The sequence below is a fragment of the Herminiimonas aquatilis genome (genome assembly GCF_042665175.1).
Taxonomy (GTDB): Bacteria; Pseudomonadota; Gammaproteobacteria; order Burkholderiales; family Burkholderiaceae_D; genus Oxalicibacterium; species Oxalicibacterium aquatilis.
The window spans coordinates 445,793-467,964 of record NZ_JBHTCC010000002.1 but is presented as its reverse complement, the minus strand read 5'-3'; the positions used below and the strand labels follow the sequence as shown (position 1 = coordinate 467,964).

Here is a 22,172-nt window from a genome sequence, read left to right as displayed (position 1 = left end):
AAGCGCTGATCTCTACTATGGACTGGTTTTCACATTAACCATAGAAGGAGACAGAAATGCTTGCATCACTAAGCGATTCAACCGTGTGGGTGGCGCTGTTCCAGATCGTCATCATCAATATTCTCTTGAGTGGCGACAATGCCGTCATCATCGCACTGGCATGCCGTAATCTCGAAGCCAAACAGCAAAGAAATGCCTTTCTGATCGGTACTGTTGCCATCGTTATTTTGATGACCATACTGACCGCTTTCGCTTCTTACCTGATGACCATTCCCTACGTCGAAGTGGTTGGAGCCATCCTGTTGCTTTGGATAGGCATCAAACTGTTGCTGCCGGAAGAAGAAAACAGCGACATCAGCTCCAGCGACAATTTCTGGGGTGCGGTCAAAACCATCATCATCGCTGACATCGTCATGAGTCTCGACAACGTGTTGGGCATGGCGGGTGCCGCCAACGGCCATATGGGCTTGCTGTTCGTCGGCATGGTCATCACCATTCCATTGATTTTGTTTGGCAGCGCAATGCTGATGCGCCTGATGGAACGCTTTCCTATCATCGTCACCCTGGGTGCTGGTTTGCTCGGTTACGTTGCCGGTGAAATGGCCGTCGAAGATCCTGCGCTCAAAGGCTTTCTCGCCAATGCGCATTATCTGGAGATCGCCTTGCCTATCCTGGGGGTATTGATCGTGATCGGCATGGGTAAGCTGCTCGGCTCCCGGCAAGCGATGGCGGTACCTACCGAAGGCTGAGGCCTGGCGGAAAGCACAAGCACAGATATCCATAAGATAGCGGACCATCAAGGAGACGAATCATGATCAACGTATTGGTACCAATTAACGATAGTAGCGATGTGGAATGCGCACTCAAGCATGTGATCGAGCGTTATCGCAAGCAGCCGGTCACACTGTTTTTGCTGAACGTGCAAATGCCGATTTCAAAATTCGTCACGCGCTTTGTCAGCAAGAAACAGGTGGAGGAATTCCATCAGGAAAACGGCATGCACATCCTGCAACCGATGATGGAAAAACTGGATGCAGCTGGCGTGCCGCATCAGGAAAGTATTCTGGTTGGACACAAGGCGGAAAGCATTGTTCGCTTTGCGCGCGAACATCATTGCGATCAAATCGTGGTGCCCAAGCACAAGGGCATGTTTGAAAACCTGGGCCTGGGTTCGGTCGGCAGCCAACTGCGCCAGTTGATCGGAGCGGAAGGCAGTTGCGATATCAGCGAGGTGTACTAGTCAAGAATCGGTCTTGCTTCGCTGTATCGAATTTTCGATATGGAATAGTGCAGGAAGCAAGTGTGTATCAGGCTCAGTCCTCAAGCTGAGTCTCTTGGGCCCGGCTTATACCGGGCCTTTTTTTATCCGCCAGTCACGCATGTTCTGCTATTCGTCCGGCATCGATATAATGCTGCCGACACTCCTTGAATTCAGCGCACACTTGAGCAGCGACTGAGTCTCCGCGACAATTGGCAGAACATGAACCCCTTACCTTATTCAGTTTTTTTTCGTGCTGCTTTACTGCTGTCGGCCGCCTTGCTCGCCAGTGGTTGCAGCCTGATGCACTACCATGTGAACGAACAAAATGTTGTGCATACGCCGGATCGCGGCTATCGCGTGCAATCTATCAACCTGGCACCGGGCGCCAGCAAGATGTTTGTGGTCGTGATGTTTTCCGGCGGCGGCGCGCGTTCGGCTGCGCTTGGTTATGGCGTGCTGGAAGAACTGGCGCGCAACAAGTTTGAATGGAACGGCAAATCCGAACGGCTGTTCGACGAAGTTGATTTGGTCTATGGGGTCTCCGGCGGTTCGATACTGGCGGCCTATTACGGCTTGCACGGCGAGGGCGTACTGAGCGAGTTCAACGATAAATTTCTTAATCTGGACTTCGAGGACAAGGTGCTTAGTCGCGTCATCTCGATCTCTAACCAGTGGCGTCTCTCATCGCCGCGATTCGGTCGCTCCGATTTGCTGGAAGAGCAGCTGGATGAGGCCTTGTTTCACAAAGCGACTTTCAGCGATTTGATCAACAAGCGCAAAGGGCCGTTCGTGATTATCAGTGCGACCGATATGTCGTCTGGCGGCCGCTTCGATTTCATGCAGGAATCATTTGATTTCATTTGTTCTGACTTGAGCAAGTTTCCGATTGCACGTGCAGTCGCGGCATCGAGCGCTGTGCCCTTGGTATTTTCTCCCGTTACGTTGTGGAACTACGCTGGCAATTGTGATTTTCAGGTGCCGGAATCATTGCTTGCTTTGGAGAAAAGCAAAGGTGGCGGCTGGTCTTTCGCTGCCGCACGCTCACGTACGCGTGAATTGCTGAGCTATCTCGACAGAGAACAACGTCCGTTTATCCATTTGCTGGATGGTGGCTTGGCCGACAATCTGAGTATTCGAGGCATGCTGGATATGGAGACAATGGTAGGTAGCCAGGCTGTGCGTCGTGATTTTCGTCTAGACGAAATGACCAAGCTGGTTTTGATTGTGGTGAATGCGCAAAACAATATGGATCATACAATTGATCAGAGTGGTGATGTGCCAGGTTTTCGCGATGTCGCACGTGCAGTCAGCGATATTCCCATCGCACGCTACACACAGGAATCGGAACGTGCGATGCAGGCTTCGATAGAAAGATGGCAGGAATCTGCCAAGGTAGAAGCCTTGAAAAATAATCGCACGCCACCTGATGTGTACTACATCAATATAGGTCTCAAGAATCTGGAAGATGAAGAAAAGCGCAGGGAGTTGCTGAATGTGCAGACTTCCTTGTATCTTCCTAAAAAGACGGTAGCCGATTTACGCGGTGCAGCGGCAGAATTGATGCAAGAGTCGTCTGACTTTCAGCGTTTGCTGAAAGATTTGAATGCGGTACGCAGCGATGATGCAAGCCTGCCGCCGCCGGTAGTCACGCCGATATCGGTAGTTGTCCCCGCGACAGAATAGAAAGCAAGCCATGAGCAAGGCCGATGAATTGCAGAAGGCGATCCTCAACAATATCCCCGACCAGGCGTGGTTGAAGGATAGGGATTCGCGCTACATCCTGGTCAACGAAGCCTTCATCGCGGCTTGTCGCTTGCCTGAGAATAAAATCATCGGCAAGACCCCGGCAGATGTATGGCCGCAAGAATGGGGCCTCGAATACATCGATACCGACAGGCGCGTGATGGAGCAGGGCGAACGTTTGCGCTATGAAGAGCAGCGCCATGCCGAAGACGGCACGCTGCGCTGGTATGACACGATCAAGACACCGATACGCAATCAAGCCGGTGAAGTCATCGGTACCACCGGCATCTCGCGCGACATCACAGATCGCAAACTGGCGGAACAGGAATTGCTGGCGTCGCGTACCCAATTGCGTGAACTGTCTGCCTATCTGCAATCGGTGCGTGAAGAGGAGCGCACGCGCATTTCCCGCGAACTGCATGACGAGTTGGGTCAATCGCTGACCGCCATTCGTATCGGTCTTGACGTGCTGGAAACACAGTACGCACGACAAGATACCGAATGGCTGAATAATGTGCATGGACTGAAGCAGATCGCTGACTCGACGGTCGAATCGGTGCAGCGCATCGCTGCCGATTTACGTCCGACCATCCTGGATGAGCTCGGTTTGCCGTCAGCGATAGACTGGCTGCTGGAATCGTTTTCAGAGCGCAGCAAGATCGCTTATGAATTGCTCCTGCCGGCATCGACGCAGGCCTTCCATCGCGACATCAGTACCGCGATCTTCCGTATCGTGCAAGAAGCACTGACCAATATCAGTCGCCACAGTCACGCCACTTCGGTCGTGGTCGAGTTAAAGGAAGGCAAGGATTTCATTACGCTGAAAATTACCGATGATGGACAGGGGATGGCTGCGGGAATGCACTTGAAGCGCGGATCGCGCGAGAATGGTCTGGGTTTGGTGGGAATGCGCGAGCGTGCCATCATGCTTGGCGGGAAATTGAAAATCCAGAGCCGTGCCGGTGCAGGTACCAGCATAGAAGTGCGGATACCCAAGGCGCCCAAGGCAGCGTTTGCCGCGGAAGAAAAACCAGCTTTTCCGGGAGAGCAAAAATGATTCAGGTACTGATTGCCGATGACCACGCGATTATTCGCGATGGCTTGAAGCAGATCATTTCCTTCGTGCCGAATATGGAAGTCGCCGGCGAGGCAGCTGACGGCGAAGAAGTGCTGCAAAAAATACGGAGCCTGAAAGTCGATGTACTGGTACTGGACATGTCGATGCCGGGTAAAAGCGGCATTGCGCTGATCCAGCAAATCACCGCCGTCAAACCGCAGTTACCGATACTCGTGTTGAGCATGCATCAGGAGAGCCAGTATGCGGTGCAGGCGATGCGCGCCGGTGCATCCGGTTACATCACTAAGAACACCGCATCCAGCCAGTTGATTGATGGCATACGCAAGGTGGCGGAAGGTGGCACCTTCGTCTCGCCCGGGATCGCTGACAAGCTGATCAAGCAGATGCACAAGCCGGAAACGGAATTGCCGCATACGAAGCTGACGGCACGCGAGTTTCAGATTTTCAACATGCTGGTCGAAGGCCATTCGGTCAACGATATCGCCAATATCCTCTCACTTAGTAACAAAACCATCAGCACACACAAGGCGGCAGTGCTGCAGAAAATGGAAGCATCCACCACGGCCAACCTCGTGTATTACGCGATGAAACACGGCTTGATCAATGAGGGTTACGATTGACCTTGTGAGCTGTGCGAGGACTGTACGTCACCTAGGAAAATCCCTAGATGCGAATCAGGCAATCCCGATTCCCGCCTGAACCAAACCTGACTATGCTCATCTTCCATGAACCCGATTCCTGGAGAAATGATGAGAACCACCCGCCCAGTCAGTTATGCCGAAAACGGCATGGTCGCCACCGCGCATTATCTGGCAACCGGCGCAGCGCTGGATGTGTTGAAAGAAGGCGGCACCGCCGTCGACGCCGCGATCTGTGCAGCAGCCACCATGAGCGTCGTGTTGCCGCACATGATAGGCATAGGCGGCGATGCGTTCTGGATGATCCACGATGCGAAGTCGAACACGCTGACTTCTCTGAATGGCAGCGGCACTTGCGGCAAGAATATTTCCCTCAATGATTATCAAGGTCTGGATGCGATTCCGCACCGCGGCCCGCGCGCTGCGATCACTGTGCCCGGCGCAGTCGATAGCTGGGGTCTGGCGCATGCGCGTTACGGCACGCTACCTTTAACCCGTTTGCTGGAACCGGCTATTCGCTATGCGAGAGAAGGTGTAGCGGTAACGCAGGACATCAGTCGCTGGATCGCTGACGATGCCGATGTTTTCCGTCAAGACCCTGGCTCGGCCGGAATTTTCCTCAACAACGGCCAGGCCTATCAAGCGGGTGAACGCCTTCGGCAGCCCGCACTCGGCGATACGCTGGAAGGCATCGCGAAAAATGGCACTCGTCATTTTTACGAGCACACCGCACATTCCATCGTCAATTATCTGAAGAGCCAGGGCGGTCTGCTGACGCTGGACGATTTTCATCAATATCGCGCCAAGTGGGTGGAGCCGATCTCGACGACTTATCGCGGTTTTCAAGCGTATCAAGTACCGCCGCCATCGCAAGGAATTGCCGGTCTGATGATTTTGAATTTCCTGAATGGCATCGATCTGAGCGGGCTGGATGAGAATTCGCCCGAGTATTACAACGCGATGATTCAGGCGATCAAATGGGCGTTCAATAAACGCGATCAGTATCTGAGCGATCCTGATTTTTCCGATATCCCGATCGACCAATTGCTAGATCCACAACTTGCAAATGCCGAGCGCGCAGAGTGGCTGGCCGATACCAAACGCACACATGAAAATCGCCCTGGCGGCAGCGACACTACTTTCATCAGCATCGCCGACAAATATGGCAATGCAGTTGGCCTGGTGCAAAGCCTGTACTTCGACTTTGGCGCATGCGTGACGGATCCTGTTTCTGGTGTCTTGATGCAAAACCGCGGCAGCTTTTTCTCGTTGCAGCCCGACCATCCGAACGTATTGAAGGCGGGCAAGCAAAGCGCATCGACGCTGATGTCCGGCATGCTGTTCAAGGATGGCAAGCCTTACATGGTGTATGGCACGCAAGGTGGCGAAGTGCAGCCGCAGACGCAAACTTCAATCGTGACGCGTGTCGTCGATTTCGGCTTGAACGTACAACAGGCGATCGATGCGCCACGCGTGTTGTACGGTCGTACATGGGGCGATACCTCAAACAAGTTGCTGCTCGAATCGGCCGCGCCGGCTGCGACCTTCGACGCATTGCAGGAACAAGGACATCCGGTGGAGGCAGCGCAGTGGCCGTTTCCGCGTATGGGTACGGCACAGGCAGTTCGTTTGCCGGGGCCGTGGTCAGAATTTTTTGAAGGTGGCGCCGATCCACGTGGCGAGGGGATCGCACTCGGCTTTTAGCTGTTAGTTATTGCATGTTACATGCAGAGGAGATGGTAATGGAGATGGACCTGTTAATACACAATGTTCGCGTGTGGGATGACAAACCACTGATGGACATTGGTATCAAAAACGGCAAGATCGTCGCAATAGAAGAGGGCATAGATGCCTCAGCGACTGATGCAATCGATGCAGAAGGACGTGCTGTTATTCCCGGCATGGTGGAGCCGCATCTGCATCTGGAAAAAGCATTCCTGCACAGACGCATGCCGCCTGTGTTCGGTACGCTGGAAGAGGCGATACGCGTCACCGGCATCCTGAAAGGCAAGCAGGAGCGCAAGGATGTGCTTGAGCGTTCGCGCCAGGTACTCGATATGGCTGTGATGAACGGCACGGTCGCGGTTCGTGCGCATCCCGATGTGGATCTGATCCAGGGCTTGATAGGCGTCGAGACCTTGCTCGAATTGCAGGATGAGTACAAGGATCTGCTCGATATCCAGATCGTCGCATTCCCGCAGGAAGGCATCATCAAATCGCCGGGCACCACTGATTTGATGGAGCAGGCGATGGGGATGGGTGCGGATGTAATCGGCGGTTGTCCGTACAACGAATTGACTTGGGATGACACCAAACGTCATATCGATACGGTGTTCGAGATGGCGCAAAAGTACGATGCGCCTATCGATATGCACGCCGACTTTTCGGATGACGCGAAAGACCAGCGTTTTGCATCGACCGCCTATATCGCGCAAAAAGCCATAGAGACTGGGTACAACGGCCGTGTCTCGCTGGGTCACGTCACCAGCCTGGGTTCACTGGAGCCGGAAGAGCTGAAGCCGATCATCGATCTGTTGCAGCAAGCTGATATCAGCATCGTGACTTTGCCAGCCACCGATCTGTATCTGGGTGGACGCAATGATACGAAAAATCGCAGGCGTGGTTTGACGCCGGTGCGCTCGCTGTATGAAGCCGGTGTGAATGTCGCCTACTCATCCAACAATATCCGCAATGCTTTTACGCCTTTCGGCAAGGCCGACATGCTGGTGATCGGCAATATGCTGGCGCACGCGATTTCCTTCGGTACGCCGGTTCATCAGGCGGCTGTGCTGGATATGGGAACGATCAATGCCGCACGTTCGATAGGCATAGGCGACAACTACGGTATTGCGGTAGGCAAGCAAGCAGACCTGGTGATACTGGATACCTATCAAGTCGCCGATGCGCTACTCGATATTCCTGCACGTTCATGGGTGATCAAACGCGGAAAGATAACCGTGGTCACCGAACACAAATGCAAGATACATCGCAATGGCTGTTGCGGTCAGCACGATCATGCCGACCACGTGCATGCGATGGAAACAACTGCTGCTGCTGCGAAATAAGAATTACAGCAAAAAAATACCGTAATCACATTCCATAAATATTCAGGAGACAAACATGAAAAAGCCACCACACGAAGTTGTTGCATCACTACTCGCAGTCACTACCGTTTTGATGGTGCAATTGCCCTGGCACTTGCCAGTCTGGGCGATCTTTATCAGCTGGGCCGGAACCTTTGCAATGGGCGGGCCGACACCGGCCAACCTCAAGCGCATCTGGCCGACATTACCGATAGGATCGATAGCCGGCTTTTTGGTCGTCACAGGTTTTGGCATCGCATCGAAGAATTTTTCCGGCAACACGCTGGTGATTGCCGAGATGGTGATTTTGTTCTGTCTGAATGCGGGCATGATGTTGTTGGCGCGCATACCATTTTTCGGCTTTATCCCTGGCATGTTCTTCGGCTTTGCGTCCTTCTTTGCGACGATGTTCGGTGGCTTCGGTCCGGTGGCAAAAGATCCATTCTCCGCTTTGTATATCGTGATCATCATGAATGCAATCGGCCCGGTCTATGCATGGATCACCGCCAATTTCTCGCATCGTCACGTACCGCTGGAAAACACCTTCCCGAAATCTTCAGCACACGGTCACGCGCAAAATAAAGTTTGAGAGTGCTCCCAGCCGCCATCTAGCCCCGGTGCTTCATGGCGGTTTTTTTTCGGGAAAAAATGAAACAAGCTTGCCAGCGTGCGGACCGCAAATGGTGCGCACCGCTGGTCTCCATCATGGATACGGAGAGCATATGAGAAACAGATTTTTACCCAATATGAATAGAAGAGATTTCCTGTCTGCTTCGGGGGCAATGGCGTTAGGCAGCATGACACCTTTGTCGATGGCGCTTGAAGCAAAATCTAAAAGCATGTTGGCAACATCGAGCAAGGGCATGGTGACCAGCCCGCATGAATTGGCAACCACTGCCGGCCTCGATGTATTGAAGTCAGGTGGCAATGCGCTTGAAGCAGCGATTGCAATTGCATCGTGTTTGAACGTCACCTATCCGCATTTTTCCGGATTCGGCGGCGATGCCTTCATGATCATCAGCGATCGCAATGGCAAAGTCAGAACGCTATCCGGCATCGGTCAGGCACCTGCTGTGCTGCCGAATTACAGTGGCACGATTCCGGTGCGTGGTCCGCAATCGATGCTGACAACCGCTGCGAATGTCGACACCCTGGGCAAGGCTTTTGACATCAGCCGCAATGAACTCGCAGGAACCAAGAGTTGGGCAGAATTATTGAAACCGGCAATCGGCTTCGCACGCAATGGTTTTCCCGTTTCGCCATCCGAACGTTTCTGGATGGATTTCCGCCAGAAAGAAATGAATGAACTGCCGGGCGTGGCGCAAAACTTCATGGTCGATGGCAAGGTGCCGGAAGTGGGGCAACTGTTCAAACAGCCGAAACTGGCAGATACGTTGGAGATGCTGGCCGTGCGTGGTTACCGTGATTTCTACGATGGTAAACTGGCGGAGCGTATCGCTCAAGGTTTGAAGAGTGCGGGCTCGCCGTTGACAGCTGCCGATCTCGCCGCGACGCAGGCGCGCATAGAGCCACCGCTGCGCGTCGCTTATCGCGATGGTGTTTTGCTGGCCAATCAGCCGCCTACCCAAGGCATTACTACGCTGGAAATCATGGGCATACTCGATCGCTTCGATTTGAAAAAGATTCCCGAAGGCAGCGCCGATTATTATCATCTGCTGGTGGAAGCGGTGAAGCGTGCTTTCATCGATCGCAACAACTATGTGGCCGATCCAGAGTTCGTGAATGTGCCGTCGGCGAAATTGCTATCGAAGTTGAACCTGGATCAGCGAGCCGGCAGCATACAAATGGAATACGCACTGGCGTGGCCGCATGTATTCAAGACTGGCGATACCGTGTATATCGGCGCCACCGATGCACAAGGTAATTCAGTCTCCATGCTACAAACGGTTTACTTCGATTGGGGTAGTGGCGTGATGGCGGGCGACACCGGCATCCTGTGGCATAACCGCGGCGCGTCATTCAGTCTGAAGCCCGAGCACCCGAATGTTTTGCAAGCCGGCAAGCGGCCTTTCCATACCCTCAATCCGGGCATGTACCTGAAGAATGACAAACCACATATTCTGTACGGTACGCAGGGCGCCGATGGTCAGCCGCAGACTTTGACGACGATACTGACGCGCATGATTGATTACGGCATGGACCCTTTGACGGCCTTGTCCCGACCGCGCTTCCTGTTGGGGAAAACATTCTCGGATAGCCGCGATTCATTGAAGCTGGAGAAGGATGCAGGAGAACAGGTATTTAACGAGCTGGCAAGACGTGGTCATGAGATGAGTGTCATCTCTGCACAAAGCCCGTTGTCAGGGCATCCGGGAGCGATTGTGATTGATCAAAAGACGGGCGTCTTTTCAGGTGCTCACGATCCGCGCAGCGATGGCAGAGCGTTGGGCGTGTGAATCGGAAAATCAAAATGGCCTGGTCAGTATCCGGTCTGACCAGGCACAAAAAGACAGGCGATGCCTGTCTTTTTATTTGCAGCTAACGATTCAGCTTAGGCGGCAGGAGCAGCTGCTTTTGCTTTCTTTTTGCTGGTGTGTTTCTTTGCGTGTGTTTTCGATTTTGTTGTCTTGGCGTGCGCTTGAGTTTTAGCAGCAACTGGAGCCGGTGCAGCAGCAGGTGCTGGCGCAGCAGCTTGTGCGAAAACGGTGGAGGCAAACAGACCGGCAACCAGGGCAGCGATTAATTTATTCATTTGTATGCTCTCTTAAATAAGTAAAAAATAGTGCGAACTGTATGTTCAGTTCGTATGTGCATAACGCCAGCCGGATGAAGTGGTTGACGATTTTTTCGAATTATTTTTTATCGTTTTTCATAGGAGAAAAGCGATGTTTTGCGTGAAGATTGCGTTAAGAATTCGTGGGAATATTTTTGGGAATTTCAAAGTTCGATTTTTTAATGCGTACCTGATTTTTGTTTATTTTGGTCGCGGTAGTCGAAGACCTTTGTCGGGAACCGATAAGTGGTTAGCCCTGAGTTCAACCACCGCCACCGCTACTGCCCTAGCGACATTTTTTACTTCTTCCTGCATCGCGTGATCATGATCCAGCGTCTCGTGGCTTTCCGCATACGATTCGTAATAGCCTATGTATCTATCCAGTTTTGAAAGTGCCCCCGCATCGATCAAGCCCATCCAGTCCAGCCAATCGCATAGTCCGCGTCGCACGCCTTCAATGCCGGCGACATCGCCATGTACGACAACGCCATACGCGCGGCCTGCAAGATGTTTGGGATACGACCATCCATCCAGTTCTATTGCCTTGGCTTTCTCCGCATTCTTACCCGAGGTGGTAGTTGGATCCGGATTGCCGCCATCGGCGCATACCAATCTGTCTATCATCAACTTCAAGACGCTAGGCGTTTGATACCAATAGACAGGTGTCAGAATAATTACCGCGTGGGCTGCGGTCCATTGTTCATAAATTTCTGCCATCCAGTCGTTGACCTGGCGTTGCGCATGATTCGGGTAACAACTGCATGGCCAGTGACAAAGTGGCATCGCAGTCGATACGCAACCCTTGCATGGATGAATATGACGTTCGTAATCGGAAGTGAGCAAGCTCAGATCGAGCAGATCCACTTCGATGCCGCTGCCCTCCAGTACTTGCTGTGCAAGTTCAGCCATGCGGAAGGTCTTGGACATTTCGCCTGGGCAGGAGCCATCGTTTCTGGCAGAGCCACAGATCAATAAAACGCGCGATGGCGTCGTAGAATCCTTTTGTCGTGCTTCAGCAGCAAGTAATTTGTCGCGGGTGGCGCGCCATTCATCCGACAAGTCGTAATCGGGATCTGCGAACTCTGGGCCGGCTTTTGCTGTGAATGGAGCTTTATGTGAGTGGCTGTAGTTGTTCCATGCAATTTCTTCTATTTGCGCTATCGCCTCATGTGCAAGGTCAAATGTCGGATCTTTGAACGATCCTGAAAAACGTAGATGGAATTCATTGCGATCCAGCTTGGGTGGAGCTTGTCCTGTGCGTGGCTTGGTCATGGCGTCCTTTTCCTGTGGGATGGGGTGTTGCAGCATGTGTATCCACGCTATTAAGCGTACTCACATCAGAACAGACCATATAAACCGGGAAAAGTTTGCACCAGAGTGCAGCTTGTGTAGAGTTGCGGTTTAGGTGAACATGAGCGCCTAAAATGTCATATAGCGCTAAATTCAATCAATGGTCGGATCGTCTTGTAGGTACAAGGCCGCCGTCAAGGCAATAGACACTGGACACGCTGATGCGATTAAAACAAGTAGACAGATTGCGACTTGCCACACTGGTGACCATAGGTGTGTGTGCAACTGTCCTCGTCACGATGCTGGCGTTATTGATTCTTGTTGATCATTTCGCAACGGGTTACGCTAAACAGCAGGCTTATGAACGTCTGCAGCAATTGTCATGGCAAATGCGTGATTCTCTCGATAGCGGTATTGACCGCGTCATTGATCAGACGCTTGTAGTGGCGGATATGAACACAGTGCGTGACGCGAACAGTTCTGACGATATACGTCAAATTTTTGACAATCTGCAAAGTAAATTTACCGACTATGCGTGGATAGGGCTGACGGACGTATCCGGCGTCGTTTTTGCTTCTACCGGCGGGCTGTTGCAAGGTGTTGATGTGAGCGCGCGGCCATGGTTTCAAAACGGCAGGCAGCAGTTATTTACCGGCGATTATCATCCTGCCCTTTTGCTCGAAAAGAAATTGCCCGAGATCGAGGGAAACTGGCGCTTTGTCGATGTGTCGTTGCCTGTCAGGCGCGGTAATGGCGAATATCGTGGCGTGCTGGGTGTGCACCTGAGCTGGCAATGGGCACGCGGTGTCGCCGATGCCTTGCTGATCCCTGCCGACAGGCAGTATATGGTTGAAGTGCTGGTGGTGCGCGATGACGGCATGATTATTCTCGGTCCTGATTATCTGCAGGAAACCAAGATCAATACCTCCAGTTTGAATTTGGCGCGCTCCGGCAAGGCCGGTGCCATCTCTGAAAAATGGCCGGATGGAAGGCGTTATCTGACCGGCTATACGCAGACCGGCACGAACTCCAACGAGTCTTCACTTAAGTGGTCGGTATTGATACGTCAGCCTGAAGAAGTGGCGCTGGCAACCTTTCACGATTTGCAGCAGCAGATTTTGATGGTCGGGGGCGGTATTGGCTTGTTGCTCGCCATTGTTGCTGTTGGCTTGACGCGGCGGCTGGCCAAGCCGCTGGACGATTTGAGCGCTGCCATCATGCGACAACGTGAAGACGGCATGATAGACGCCATTCCCATTCTGCACGGCTACCATGAGGTGCACTTGCTTTCGATGACGCTGGCGAACATGGTGGAGCGTGAACGACAGCATGTCATGCACTTGCAGTCCTTGAATGAGAACCTTGAGCAGCTGGTGCAAGAGCGTACCAGCGAGATCGAACAAAAAGCCAGGGCGCTGGAAGAGTCGCTCGCGCAGCAAATGCTGATTCAACAGCGGCTGCAGGATAGTGAAGCAGAATTGCGCGCGACTTTGCAAAATGCGAATGATGCTTTCATTGCAATGGATCAGGACGGCATTATTGTGGACTGGAACGATCAGTCGGAACGCTTGCTGGGCTGGGCGCGGCACGAGGCGATTGGGCGCAAGGCCATAGACTTGATGATACCGGCGGCGTTGCTGGATGGCCTCCAGCAGGATATGCATCGCTTTTTGCTCACAGGCGAAAGTAATTTCCTCAATCGCCGCCTGGAGTCTACTCTTGTCCGCCGCGATGGCGTCGAGTTTTCGGTAGAGATTGCATTGGCGACTGTGCCGCTACAGCAGGGCTACCGTTTTATCGCCTTCCTGCACGACATTACAGAAAGACAAATACAACAGGCATCGTTGAAGGCGATGGCATTGAAGGATGCGTTGACCGATTTGCCAAATCGCCGTGCCTTGTTGCTGAAGTTGCCCGAATCGATGGCGCGTACCAAGCGTATCGGAAAGCCGCTGGCTGTATTCTTTCTCGATCTGGATGGTTTCAAGGGTGTGAATGACGGATACGGGCACGAAGCAGGCGACGAATTGTTGCGGACGCTGGCGCAACGCATTGTGAGCGTCGTGCGTACCACCGACACCGTGGCAAGGCTGGCGGGAGACGAGTTCGTCGTGGTGCTCGAAATGCTGAACGGTAATGCGGATGCACTCGAAGTGGCTGAGAAAATATTGCAGGCGTTGCAACAGCCTTTTGAGCTGACAGCAGCAACACTTACCTTATCGGGAAGCATCGGCATCACCATGTACTGGCCCGAAGATCCAACGAACGCAGATCAATTGATCACGTTGGCGGATGGCGCAATGTATGCCGCCAAAAAAATGGGGAAAAATCGCGCCGTCATAGTCTGAACCTAGTGATGGTCCGATGTGAGTAAGCGTTGTTTGCTGCGCTTTTCGGCATACATGTTTGCGTCCGCTTGCTCGCATGCCGCGATCAAGCCTTTTTCCGGATGACGACTGGCAACGCCGATTGAGGCCGACACGGCGGCTTTCTCAAAACTGCGACGCAAGCGATCTACCAACACTGCAGCATCCTCGGGGGTGCATTCCACGCACAGGATGGAGAATTCATCGCCGCCTACTCGTGCAGCGATGTCATTCAAGCGAATGACATCATTGATCGCCGCGCCTGCTCTGACTATGAGTTGATCCCCTGCGGAATGTCCCTGGCTGTCATTGATTATCTTGAGTGCATCCAGATCGATAGAAATCACGCACGTTGGATTGCCATAACGGCGGCAGCGATCTTCTTCGCGCATCAGTAGCTCGTCCCAGCCGCGGCGGTTATACAGTGCTGTCAAGCCATCGCGCGCTGCTTCTGCTTCGGCACGTTCGGCACGCCGCGTCGCATCGGCAACCGCCAGTTCCTTGTGCAGGATGCTGCTGAGCAGGTCTGCCATCATTTCGATCAGTTTCTGTTCTTCCCGGATACTCTCCGGCTGCGGGTGAGGGTCGATTGCGCACAGTGTGCCGAAGAGAGTTCCATCTTCTCGCATAATCGGGACGCCGACGTAAGCGCCTATCTTGATCCTGGAGGCAATCGGTGTGGTTCTATAGACTTCTATCGCATCCGATTGTGGTGCGACGCGCGGCCCTACGCCTTCAACCATGCGTGAACAGAATGAGTCGGACCAGTTGAAAACCTTGCCGGCTTTGACGTCGTAGTACGATTCTTCTACCGCCAGGACGATCCAGTCGTTGCCTTCCGTGCGAGTGATCATCCATAAATCGAGATCGAATCGATTACGTAAAAACTGGATGATTGCATTAGTCGCCGAAGCAAAATCATGAACCATTTGGTCTCCTTTTTTAATATATTTTTGCGTAAGTATGTACCGATTTTTGACGCGAATAAACCGGATTTTTAAAGCGAGAGTTGAATGAAAGTTGAATGGTAGGCAGCGGTATATCCACAATATTTTTTCGCTACATAACTTTTATTCTATGTTTTCCCATGCATTCGGTTCCTTGCGGATATCCAGCAGGCGCCGGTAACGGCGCCCACCCAGCCATAGGCTCAATGCAATCAAGGTAAAGAGCAGTTGGCCAAGTGCCAACGCAACCGGCGAGTGCGACAGGATTGGCGCAATCACACCGGCCACCAAGGCGCCCAGCATGGTCAGCGTAAATGATTGGCAGGATGCGACGATGCCGCGAATATTCGGGAACAGATCCAGGACCAGCAAAGTCACGCCGGGTGCCACCATCGACATGCCGAAGGTATAGAAAAACAGCGGTGCAACCGACCACGGCAGCATAGGCGGGAACAGCGCGTGATACAGTAGGTTGAAACTCCCCGCGCCGATCAAAAAAGCAAATCCAATCAATACCTGGCGCCCGACAGGAATATGGCCAGCCAGGCGATTGGCGGTCAATGCACCGCAGAAAATACCTCCCACAGTCGGGACAAACTGCCAGCCGAATTGATCCGGCCCCAGACCCAGATGTTCAACCAGGAAGACCGGCGCTGCCGCGACATACAAAAACATGCCGGCAAAATTGAAGGCAATCGCACCGGATTTCAAATGAAACAGCGGCGAGCGAAATACACGCTTGTAGCTTTGATATAAAAATTCAGGATTGAAGGGTTGTCGCTTCTCAGCTGGCAGGGATTCCGGCAAGCGTTTGTAGCAATAGATCAGCAGCAGTACTGCATAGGCAAACAATCCAAGGAAAATGGCGCGCCAATCCATGTGCTTGACGACCCAGCCGCCCAGTATCGGTGCGATTGCCGGTGCGATCGAAAAAATCATGGTCACTAGCGACAGCAGTTTCTCTGCTTCGGAGCCCGCGTATAGATCACGAATAATCGCGCGACCGATGACTACCCCCGCGCCGGCAGCCAAGCCCTGCAGCATACGGAACGCCCACAGGTATTCGATGCTATGGGCCGATGCACAACCGAGGGTGGCAACGGCAAACACGGCCAAGGCAACCAGAATAATATTGCGTCGCCCAAATGCGTCCGACAGTGCGCCATGCCAAAGAATCATGACTGCAAAAGAAAACATATAGGCGGTCAGTGTTTGCTGAACTTCGATCGCACTGGCGCCCAGTGATGCCTGAATATTCGGAAAGGCCGGTAAATACGTATCGATGGAAAAAGGCCCTAGCATGGACAGTGCCGCTAGCATGATCGCGAGTGCGCTACTGTTGATGGCGATTGACGTGCTGGCGACGGACGATGGGCGTGTTTTTTCAGCGGACATCAGACTGCTTTCTTTGCGGGGTATGTACGGGTTTTTCTTGCTGGCGTGATGCGACCGCGCTAGCCGTCGTGCCATCGATACAGAAGAAGCCAAATTATGCGCTTTTCTGTCAATAAGGTTTTACGTCGGCAAATATCAAGGGCCGGCACCATGCGCACGCTGTCTGCTACATCGCGTTAATCCATCACTTTTCATCACCTTGCTAGCGTGATGAAAAGTGGGAGGGCGAACAGCATTATTTGAAAAACAATCTGCGGAAGAAAAATCCTGGTCAAGCGCAGTCTTACAAGCCGAGATCCGACAGGCCGGGATGGTCATCCGGACGGCGACCCAAGGGCCAATGGAATTTGCGGTCCGATTCCTTGATAGGCATATCGTTGATGCATGCATGTCTATGCGTCATCAAGCCATCGGCGTTGAACTCCCAGTTCTCATTGCCGTATGAGCGGAACCAGTTACCGGCATCGTCATGCCACTCATAGGCGTAACGAACCGCGATGCGATTGTCGGTGTAGGCCCACAGTTCCTTGATGAGACGATAGTCAAGTTCCTTGTTCCATTTGCGTTCGAGGAAGGCTTGCGCTTCTTGCCGACCATTGATGAATTCTGCGCGATTGCGCCATTTGGTATCCACACTGTAGGCGAGCGAAACTTTTTCTGCATTGCGGCTATTCCAGCCATCTTCTGCTCCGCGAATTTTCTGCATCGCGGTTTCGCGGGTGAAGGGGGGCAGCGGTGGGCGGGCATTAGGATTGACTGACATCTCGATCTCCATTGGTTGAGTGGGACTGCATGGGATTCAACTCAGGTGATGGGTAAAAAAACAACTTCAAGGTTGCAGCAACTTGCGCGCGAGCTTCTTTGCATCGCGTACCGCTTCCTTGTTGCCCATTACCAAAGCAACCGTAATCGCGCCATCGATCAGAATGAGAAATTCCATCGCCAATTCATCCGGATTTTCAGCGCCATATTCTTCTGCCAGCTCGCGCAAAAAATTGCGCAGCTTGATCTTGTGTTCCTTTGCGACAGCACGAATGGACGTACTCGCATCGCCGATTTCTCCCGCCGCATTGATGAAGGCACAACCGCGGAAATCAGGCGTGAAAAACCATTCTTCCAGCGCGTCGAAGGTGGCCAGCAAACGTTCCTCCGGAGTATCCGCCTTGTTGCTGGTAGCGATAAACCAGCGCATCCAGTGCTCATCACGTTTACTCAAGGCCGCGGCAACCAGCTCATCCTTGGTGGCGAAATAACGGTAAATGGTTTTTCTGGCGACACCTGAGGCCTTGACGATCGCATCCATGCCGGTCGCGCAAATGCCGCCTGCGTAGATCAGGCGTTCTGTTGCGGCCAACAGCTTGGCCATCGTTTCGGTTGTTGCGCTATCTTCCATGCGACAAATGGTAGAATGATCGTTCTACATGCGTCAAGCTTTTTTTATAAGGCTAAAAACCTGACGAATAGGGAAGCGATTTGGAGCCGATTTATTTTTGTATGTATGATGTATGCGCGTGAAATACCGGATGGCAGTACGCATCATGCAGAAGCGCTCCTGACAGCTTGGTGTCAGGAGCGCTTCAGTCTTTCCGTGATAAGTATTGCTGCAGTTGCCGCGGTCAACGCTGCGGCATTAAAAGCCTATTCGGCGGATTCTGCTTTCGGTTTGGCTTGCTCGCGGCGATTGAAGCCGGCCACCATATCAAAGCGGAACAAACGGCATTCGAGGGCGCCGTTGAAGAACGGCGTCTTGCGTGCTTCTTTCAGGCGCAGCAATTTAGGCAAGCCCAGATCTGCGGTAAACAAAAACACCTGCCAGCCGGCGAAGCGCTGTTTCAATGTTGTGCCAAACGCGCTGAAGAAATCCTTGGCCATGTCGTCCGCTTCGATGGTGCTGTCGCCGCGTACGCCGATACGTTCGCCATAGGGTGGGTTGGTCAGCAGGATGCCTGGCACTTCGCTAGGTGCTTTCACTTCCTGTGCTTCGATCTGCTTCAACGGTACCTCGAAGCGGATGCCTGCCTTGTTCAGATTGTTGCGTGTCATCGCCACCATGTCGCCGGAAATATCGCTACCGAAAATCGTTGGTTCGGTCGGCAACATGTTGGGTTTGACGCTGTTCTTGATCGCGGCCCATTCTGCCTTGTCAAAGCCGGCGAATTTCTCGAAGGCGAAATCGCGGTGCAAACCGGGTGGAATGCCCGCCAACATTTGCGCAGCTTCAGCCAGGATGGTCCCTGAGCCGCACATAGGGTCGAACAAGGTCATGCCGGGTTTCCAGCCTGAAGTGCGCAGCAGACCGGCTGCCAGGTTTTCGCGCAAGGGCGCGTCACCGGTTTCCATGCGCCAGCCGCGCTTGAACAAGGCCTCGCCGGACGTGTCGAGATAGACGGTAAAGTTGCGGGCATCGAGAAAGCCGACGATGCGCATGTCCGGCATTTTGGTATCGACGGATGGGCGTTCGTTGTAGATATCGCGGAAACGGTCACAAATCGCATCCTTGATTTTCAAGGTTGTGAATTCCAGGCTGCGGAGCGGCGATTTAATTGCGGTGACATCGATACGGATAGTGTGATGCACGGCGAACCAGTCTTCCCACGGTTGCGCCAGCGTCAAATCATAAATGTCGTTTTCAGTCGTGTAGCTTGCGTGTGCCATGCGCATCAAGACGCGCGATGCAATGCGTGAATGCAGGTTGATACGATAGGCATCCTGCAAGGTGCCTGAGCAATGCACGCCGCCGGGAACCTGCAAATGTACCTTGAGTGTGTTGCCGCTGCCGGGCGCTGCCGCGATCTCGCTGAGTTCTTCGGCGAGGGCGATTTCCAAACCGCGCGGGCATGGACAGAAATAGGAATGGGGTGCTGACATGAGGGGGACCTTTTATCCGTTATGAAAATAGACGCGCGACCGCATCTTGGTGATGCGCCGCGCGAACCGGGTGTTGTAGTACTTCTTTAAAAACTGTTCAGTCAAACTTGCGAGGTGAAGCGGGGCAGGGAAACGCGTCAGGCACCTTGAAAAGCGCGCTCAACGAAGTCCAGTCTATCCTGACCCCAGAACGCCACGCCATCGACGACATACCAGGGGGCGCCAAATACGCTGGCGGCCATGGCATCATTGGTGAATTGCTCGTACTCATTTTGCACTGCTGTCGTTTCTGACGATTTCAGCAAGGCGTGGCCGTCGTGGCCGGCCGCATTTGCCAGTGCGATCAGCGTATCTGCATCCATGATGTTCTTGTCTTCTGCCCACAAGGCACGCATCACCGCAGTGGTCAGCGCGAGCGCCGCATCAGTGCCATGTGCGAATTTGGTGGCGATGATCAATTTGGCCGATGTATCGCCCGATACCGGGGAAAACTTAGGTTGCGGATTCAAAGGCAAGTCCAGATGTTCGCTCCAGCGTTTTAATTCAATCAGGCGATAAGCCTGACGTTGCGGCGGACGTTTGGCCAGGGGCAAGCCGCCGGATACGCTGAAAATTTTCGACAGATCGATAGGCTTCATCTCGATCTGTACATCGTATTGTTGCGCCAGCGTGAGCAGGCGTTCATGGCCGAAATAAGACCATGGCGATTGCGGTGCAAAATAATATTCACAAACCTTGGCCATGAAGCCTCCCAATTTAAAACGGTTTGACAACGACCAGGATAACAATCAGCAGCAATAGGATAACCGGCGCTTCGTTGAACCAGCGATACCATACGTGACTGCGCCGGTTTGCGCCGCGCTCGAATTTTTTCAACAGCGAACCACAGGCATGGTGGTAGCCGATCACCAGCAATACCAAAAACAGCTTTGCATGCAGCCAGCCATTTCCAGGTCCTTGTCCAAAACCATACATCAGCAAAGCGCCACCAAAAATCAGGGCGGGAATCGCGAGTATCGTCGTGAAGCGGTACAGCTTGCGCGCCATCAGCAGCAAACGGGTGGTCGTCGTGGTATCGGTTTCCATTGCCAGATTGACGAAAATGCGCGGCAGATAGAACAAGCCGGCAAACCACGACATCACAAACACGATATGCAGCGCTTTAATCCAGAGCATGGTGTTTCCCGGATGAAGAAATGACTGTGCGCAAATCAGGCGTGGACTTCACCTTTGTTAAGCAAGAAGGTCGCGCGTCATGGCCCTGTACCTGCGTAACTGTGTTGCCGTGCAAGACAACACTCCGTCTGCATGGCTGTTGGTCCGACATCACGTACGAATTTCTCCATGCCCGAAGACGACATATTTCAAAGACGTCAATCCATCCAGACCGACCGGGCCACGTGCATGCAGCTTGTCGTTGGAGATTCCGATTTCTGCACCCAAACCATATTCAAAGCCATCGGCAAAGCGTGTCGATGCATTGATCATCACTGAAGCGGAATCGACTTCGCGCAGGAAGCGCATCGCGCGCGTGTAGTCTTCCGTCACGATGCTGTCTGTGTGCTGCGACGAATAGTTATTGATGTGCTCGATCGCTTCATCCATATTCTCGACAACTTTAACTGCGAGGATAGGTGCCAGATATTCTTCGCTCCAATCCTGTTCAGTGACTGCGGTCAAATGCGGGTAACCTTGCAGGATTGCGCGCGCTTCATCATCAGCGCGCAATTCCACTTCTTGCGTTGCATACAATTTCGCCAGCTCTGGCAAAACCGTAGGTGCGATTGAACGCGCGACCAACAAAGTTTCCATCGTGTTGCATGTGCCGTAACGATGGCATTTTGCATTGAATGAAATATCCACTGCTTTCTTCAAGTCTGCACTGCTGTCGATGTAGACGTGGCAAATCCCGTCCAGATGTTTGATCATCGGCACTTTGGATTCCTTCATCAAGCGCTCGATCAAACCTTTGCCGCCACGTGGCACGATGACGTCCACGTATTCAGGCATGGTAATCAATTCACCGACTGCGGCTCTATCCGTGGTTTCCACAATTTGCACTGCATCGGCAGGCAAGCCCGCGCCAGCCAAACCTTCGCTGACGATTTTTGCCAGCGCCTGATTGCAGTGAATCGCTTCTGAGCCGCCACGCAAGATGGTCGCGTTACCGCTCTTGATGCACAAACCTGCAGCGTCGACGGTTACGTTTGGACGTGCTTCATAAATGATGCCGATCACTCCGAGAGGGACGCGCATCTGACCAACCTGAATCCCGGTTGGACGATATTTCATATTCGAGATTTCGCCGATAGGATCGGGCAGCGCAACGATTTGCTCCAAGCCTTCTGCCATCGTGGTAATCGCTTTATCGGACAAAGTCAGACGGTCGAGCAATGCCGGTGCCAAACCGCTGGCACGCGCTGCATCCAGATCCTTTTGATTTGCTGCGCGCAAGATATCGGCGTCGCGATGAATCGCAGCAGCGATCAGCGACAAAGCCTTGTTCTTGGCAGCGGTATCAGCCTTGGCCATTGCACGCGAAGCCTTGCGTGCACGTTGACCGACTTCTTTCATGTATTGCTTGATATCCATTTTGTTCAGGAATGGTTGGTACTTCGATTAATTAAAGACAACGCGTACAACGAAAACTGTTTGCAACGATTTCTCGGAATTGATGGGCTGGCTACTGCTGTCACTATTGACATAGTCCCCGAGCTTCCTCATACATGGCTGCGGCAAGCTTTATCGCAAGTGTTCGGTAATCTGCGT

20 protein-coding genes are annotated in these 22,172 nt (G+C 52.9%); 10 read left to right on the top strand and 10 right to left on the bottom strand.

What is annotated here, in order from left to right:
- The first annotated feature begins 56 nt into the window (after window positions 1-56).
- The 9 genes from ACFQO0_RS11745 to ggt (ACFQO0_RS11705) all read left to right on the top strand — a co-directional run bounded on the left by ACFQO0_RS11745 (window position 57) and on the right by ggt (ACFQO0_RS11705) (window position 10,220).
- Window positions 57-749: a TerC family protein gene (locus ACFQO0_RS11745; RefSeq protein ID WP_382234831.1), complete on the top strand. Its 693-nt coding sequence runs from the start codon at window positions 57-59 to the stop codon at window positions 747-749.
- Window positions 750-811: 62 nt separating this feature from the next.
- Window positions 812-1,240: a universal stress protein gene (locus tag ACFQO0_RS11740; protein WP_382234829.1), complete on the top strand. Its 429-nt coding sequence runs from the start codon at window positions 812-814 to the stop codon at window positions 1,238-1,240.
- A gap of 240 nt (window positions 1,241-1,480) precedes the next feature.
- Window positions 1,481-2,944 (top strand): patatin-like phospholipase family protein, encoded by a 1,464-nt coding sequence (locus ACFQO0_RS11735; protein WP_382234827.1) that lies wholly within the window; start codon window positions 1,481-1,483, stop codon window positions 2,942-2,944.
- Window positions 2,945-2,954: 10 nt separating this feature from the next.
- Window positions 2,955-4,061, top strand: a complete 1,107-nt coding sequence (locus ACFQO0_RS11730; protein WP_382234825.1) for a PAS domain-containing sensor histidine kinase — start codon at window positions 2,955-2,957, stop codon at window positions 4,059-4,061.
- The gene (locus ACFQO0_RS11725; protein ID WP_382234823.1) at window positions 4,058-4,702 is read left to right on the top strand and encodes a response regulator; all 645 of its coding nucleotides are present in this window, start codon (window positions 4,058-4,060) and stop codon (window positions 4,700-4,702) included. The genes ACFQO0_RS11730 and ACFQO0_RS11725 overlap by 4 nt, the downstream gene beginning before the upstream one ends.
- Before the next feature lie 126 nt (window positions 4,703-4,828).
- Entirely contained in the window at window positions 4,829-6,424 is a 1,596-nt protein-coding gene (gene ggt, locus ACFQO0_RS11720) for a gamma-glutamyltransferase (RefSeq protein ID WP_382234821.1), read from the top strand.
- Between the two features lie 38 nt (window positions 6,425-6,462).
- A complete protein-coding gene (locus ACFQO0_RS11715; RefSeq protein ID WP_382234819.1) occupies window positions 6,463-7,785 on the top strand; it encodes an amidohydrolase family protein in 1,323 nt (440 codons plus the stop codon).
- A 55-nt stretch (window positions 7,786-7,840) separates the two neighbouring features.
- Window positions 7,841-8,392 (top strand): DUF1097 domain-containing protein, encoded by a 552-nt coding sequence (locus ACFQO0_RS11710; RefSeq protein WP_382234817.1) that lies wholly within the window; start codon window positions 7,841-7,843, stop codon window positions 8,390-8,392.
- Window positions 8,393-8,525: 133 nt separating this feature from the next.
- Window positions 8,526-10,220 carry a gamma-glutamyltransferase gene (gene ggt / locus ACFQO0_RS11705; protein ID WP_382234815.1) on the top strand — a complete coding sequence of 565 codons (1,695 nt, stop codon included), beginning with the start codon at window positions 8,526-8,528 and terminating at the stop codon, window positions 10,218-10,220.
- Between the two features lie 95 nt (window positions 10,221-10,315).
- On the opposite strand, the gene ACFQO0_RS11700 is transcribed toward ggt (ACFQO0_RS11705), so the two are convergent.
- Both ACFQO0_RS11700 and ACFQO0_RS11695 read right to left on the bottom strand, forming a co-directional pair.
- A complete protein-coding gene (locus tag ACFQO0_RS11700) occupies window positions 10,316-10,516 on the bottom strand; it encodes a hypothetical protein (protein WP_382234813.1) in 201 nt (66 codons plus the stop codon).
- 222 nt (window positions 10,517-10,738) lie between these two features.
- Window positions 10,739-11,809 (bottom strand): flavodoxin family protein, encoded by a 1,071-nt coding sequence (locus ACFQO0_RS11695; protein WP_382234811.1) that lies wholly within the window; start codon window positions 11,807-11,809, stop codon window positions 10,739-10,741.
- Between the two features lie 239 nt (window positions 11,810-12,048).
- Here ACFQO0_RS11695 and ACFQO0_RS11690 point away from each other — a divergent pair, with 239 nt between their 5' ends.
- Window positions 12,049-14,175 carry a diguanylate cyclase domain-containing protein gene (locus tag ACFQO0_RS11690; RefSeq protein ID WP_382234809.1) on the top strand — a complete coding sequence of 709 codons (2,127 nt, stop codon included), beginning with the start codon at window positions 12,049-12,051 and terminating at the stop codon, window positions 14,173-14,175.
- Between the two features lie 2 nt (window positions 14,176-14,177).
- Here the strand turns inward: ACFQO0_RS11690 and ACFQO0_RS11685 are convergent, their stop codons facing one another.
- From ACFQO0_RS11685 to ACFQO0_RS11650, 8 genes are all read right to left on the bottom strand, one after another.
- Window positions 14,178-15,122 (bottom strand): sensor domain-containing diguanylate cyclase, encoded by a 945-nt coding sequence (locus ACFQO0_RS11685; protein WP_382234807.1) that lies wholly within the window; start codon window positions 15,120-15,122, stop codon window positions 14,178-14,180.
- A gap of 141 nt (window positions 15,123-15,263) precedes the next feature.
- A complete protein-coding gene (locus ACFQO0_RS11680; protein WP_382234805.1) occupies window positions 15,264-16,535 on the bottom strand; it encodes a multidrug effflux MFS transporter in 1,272 nt (423 codons plus the stop codon).
- A gap of 283 nt (window positions 16,536-16,818) precedes the next feature.
- The gene (locus ACFQO0_RS11675; protein ID WP_382234803.1) at window positions 16,819-17,298 is read right to left on the bottom strand and encodes a nuclear transport factor 2 family protein; all 480 of its coding nucleotides are present in this window, start codon (window positions 17,296-17,298) and stop codon (window positions 16,819-16,821) included.
- Between the two features lie 66 nt (window positions 17,299-17,364).
- Window positions 17,365-17,928, bottom strand: coding sequence for a TetR/AcrR family transcriptional regulator (locus ACFQO0_RS11670; RefSeq protein ID WP_382234801.1), 564 nt, complete (start codon window positions 17,926-17,928; stop codon window positions 17,365-17,367).
- Between the two features lie 245 nt (window positions 17,929-18,173).
- Window positions 18,174-19,403, bottom strand: a complete 1,230-nt coding sequence (locus tag ACFQO0_RS11665; RefSeq protein ID WP_382234799.1) for a THUMP domain-containing class I SAM-dependent RNA methyltransferase — start codon at window positions 19,401-19,403, stop codon at window positions 18,174-18,176.
- A 137-nt stretch (window positions 19,404-19,540) separates the two neighbouring features.
- Entirely contained in the window at window positions 19,541-20,146 is a 606-nt protein-coding gene (locus ACFQO0_RS11660; protein ID WP_382234797.1) for a 2-hydroxychromene-2-carboxylate isomerase, read from the bottom strand.
- A gap of 13 nt (window positions 20,147-20,159) precedes the next feature.
- Entirely contained in the window at window positions 20,160-20,579 is a 420-nt protein-coding gene (locus ACFQO0_RS11655; RefSeq protein ID WP_382234795.1) for a CopD family protein, read from the bottom strand.
- Between the two features lie 150 nt (window positions 20,580-20,729).
- Complete coding sequence (locus tag ACFQO0_RS11650; RefSeq protein ID WP_382234793.1) at window positions 20,730-21,995, bottom strand: glutamate-5-semialdehyde dehydrogenase; 1,266 nt, start codon at window positions 21,993-21,995, stop codon at window positions 20,730-20,732.
- Window positions 21,996-22,172 lie beyond the last annotated feature (177 nt).

Bases quoted from the DNA above. Each gene is read 5' to 3' on its own strand.
- ACFQO0_RS11675 (WP_382234803.1), bottom strand. From the start codon at position 17,298: ATGTCAGTCAATCCTAATGCCCGCCCACCGCTGCCCCCCTTCACCCGC.
- ACFQO0_RS11690 (WP_382234809.1), top strand. From the start codon at position 12,049: ATGCGATTAAAACAAGTAGACAGATTGCGACTTGCCACACTGGTGACC.
- ACFQO0_RS11730 (WP_382234825.1), top strand. From the start codon at position 2,955: ATGAGCAAGGCCGATGAATTGCAGAAGGCGATCCTCAACAATATCCCC.
- ACFQO0_RS11710 (WP_382234817.1), top strand. From the start codon at position 7,841: ATGAAAAAGCCACCACACGAAGTTGTTGCATCACTACTCGCAGTCACT.
- ACFQO0_RS11735 (WP_382234827.1), top strand. From the start codon at position 1,481: ATGAACCCCTTACCTTATTCAGTTTTTTTTCGTGCTGCTTTACTGCTG.
- ACFQO0_RS11715 (WP_382234819.1), top strand. From the start codon at position 6,463: ATGGAGATGGACCTGTTAATACACAATGTTCGCGTGTGGGATGACAAA.
- ACFQO0_RS11670 (WP_382234801.1), bottom strand. From the start codon at position 17,928: ATGGAAGATAGCGCAACAACCGAAACGATGGCCAAGCTGTTGGCCGCA.
- ggt (WP_382234821.1), top strand. From the start codon at position 4,829: ATGATGAGAACCACCCGCCCAGTCAGTTATGCCGAAAACGGCATGGTC.
- ACFQO0_RS11685 (WP_382234807.1), bottom strand. From the start codon at position 15,122: ATGGTTCATGATTTTGCTTCGGCGACTAATGCAATCATCCAGTTTTTA.
- ACFQO0_RS11665 (WP_382234799.1), bottom strand. From the start codon at position 19,403: ATGTCAGCACCCCATTCCTATTTCTGTCCATGCCCGCGCGGTTTGGAA.
- ACFQO0_RS11700 (WP_382234813.1), bottom strand. From the start codon at position 10,516: ATGAATAAATTAATCGCTGCCCTGGTTGCCGGTCTGTTTGCCTCCACC.
- ACFQO0_RS11660 (WP_382234797.1), bottom strand. From the start codon at position 20,146: ATGGCCAAGGTTTGTGAATATTATTTTGCACCGCAATCGCCATGGTCT.
- ACFQO0_RS11695 (WP_382234811.1), bottom strand. From the start codon at position 11,809: ATGACCAAGCCACGCACAGGACAAGCTCCACCCAAGCTGGATCGCAAT.
- ACFQO0_RS11680 (WP_382234805.1), bottom strand. From the start codon at position 16,535: ATGTCCGCTGAAAAAACACGCCCATCGTCCGTCGCCAGCACGTCAATC.
- ACFQO0_RS11655 (WP_382234795.1), bottom strand. From the start codon at position 20,579: ATGCTCTGGATTAAAGCGCTGCATATCGTGTTTGTGATGTCGTGGTTT.
- ACFQO0_RS11740 (WP_382234829.1), top strand. From the start codon at position 812: ATGATCAACGTATTGGTACCAATTAACGATAGTAGCGATGTGGAATGC.
- ACFQO0_RS11745 (WP_382234831.1), top strand. From the start codon at position 57: ATGCTTGCATCACTAAGCGATTCAACCGTGTGGGTGGCGCTGTTCCAG.
- ACFQO0_RS11650 (WP_382234793.1), bottom strand. From the start codon at position 21,995: ATGGATATCAAGCAATACATGAAAGAAGTCGGTCAACGTGCACGCAAG.
- ggt (WP_382234815.1), top strand. From the start codon at position 8,526: ATGAGAAACAGATTTTTACCCAATATGAATAGAAGAGATTTCCTGTCT.
- ACFQO0_RS11725 (WP_382234823.1), top strand. From the start codon at position 4,058: ATGATTCAGGTACTGATTGCCGATGACCACGCGATTATTCGCGATGGC.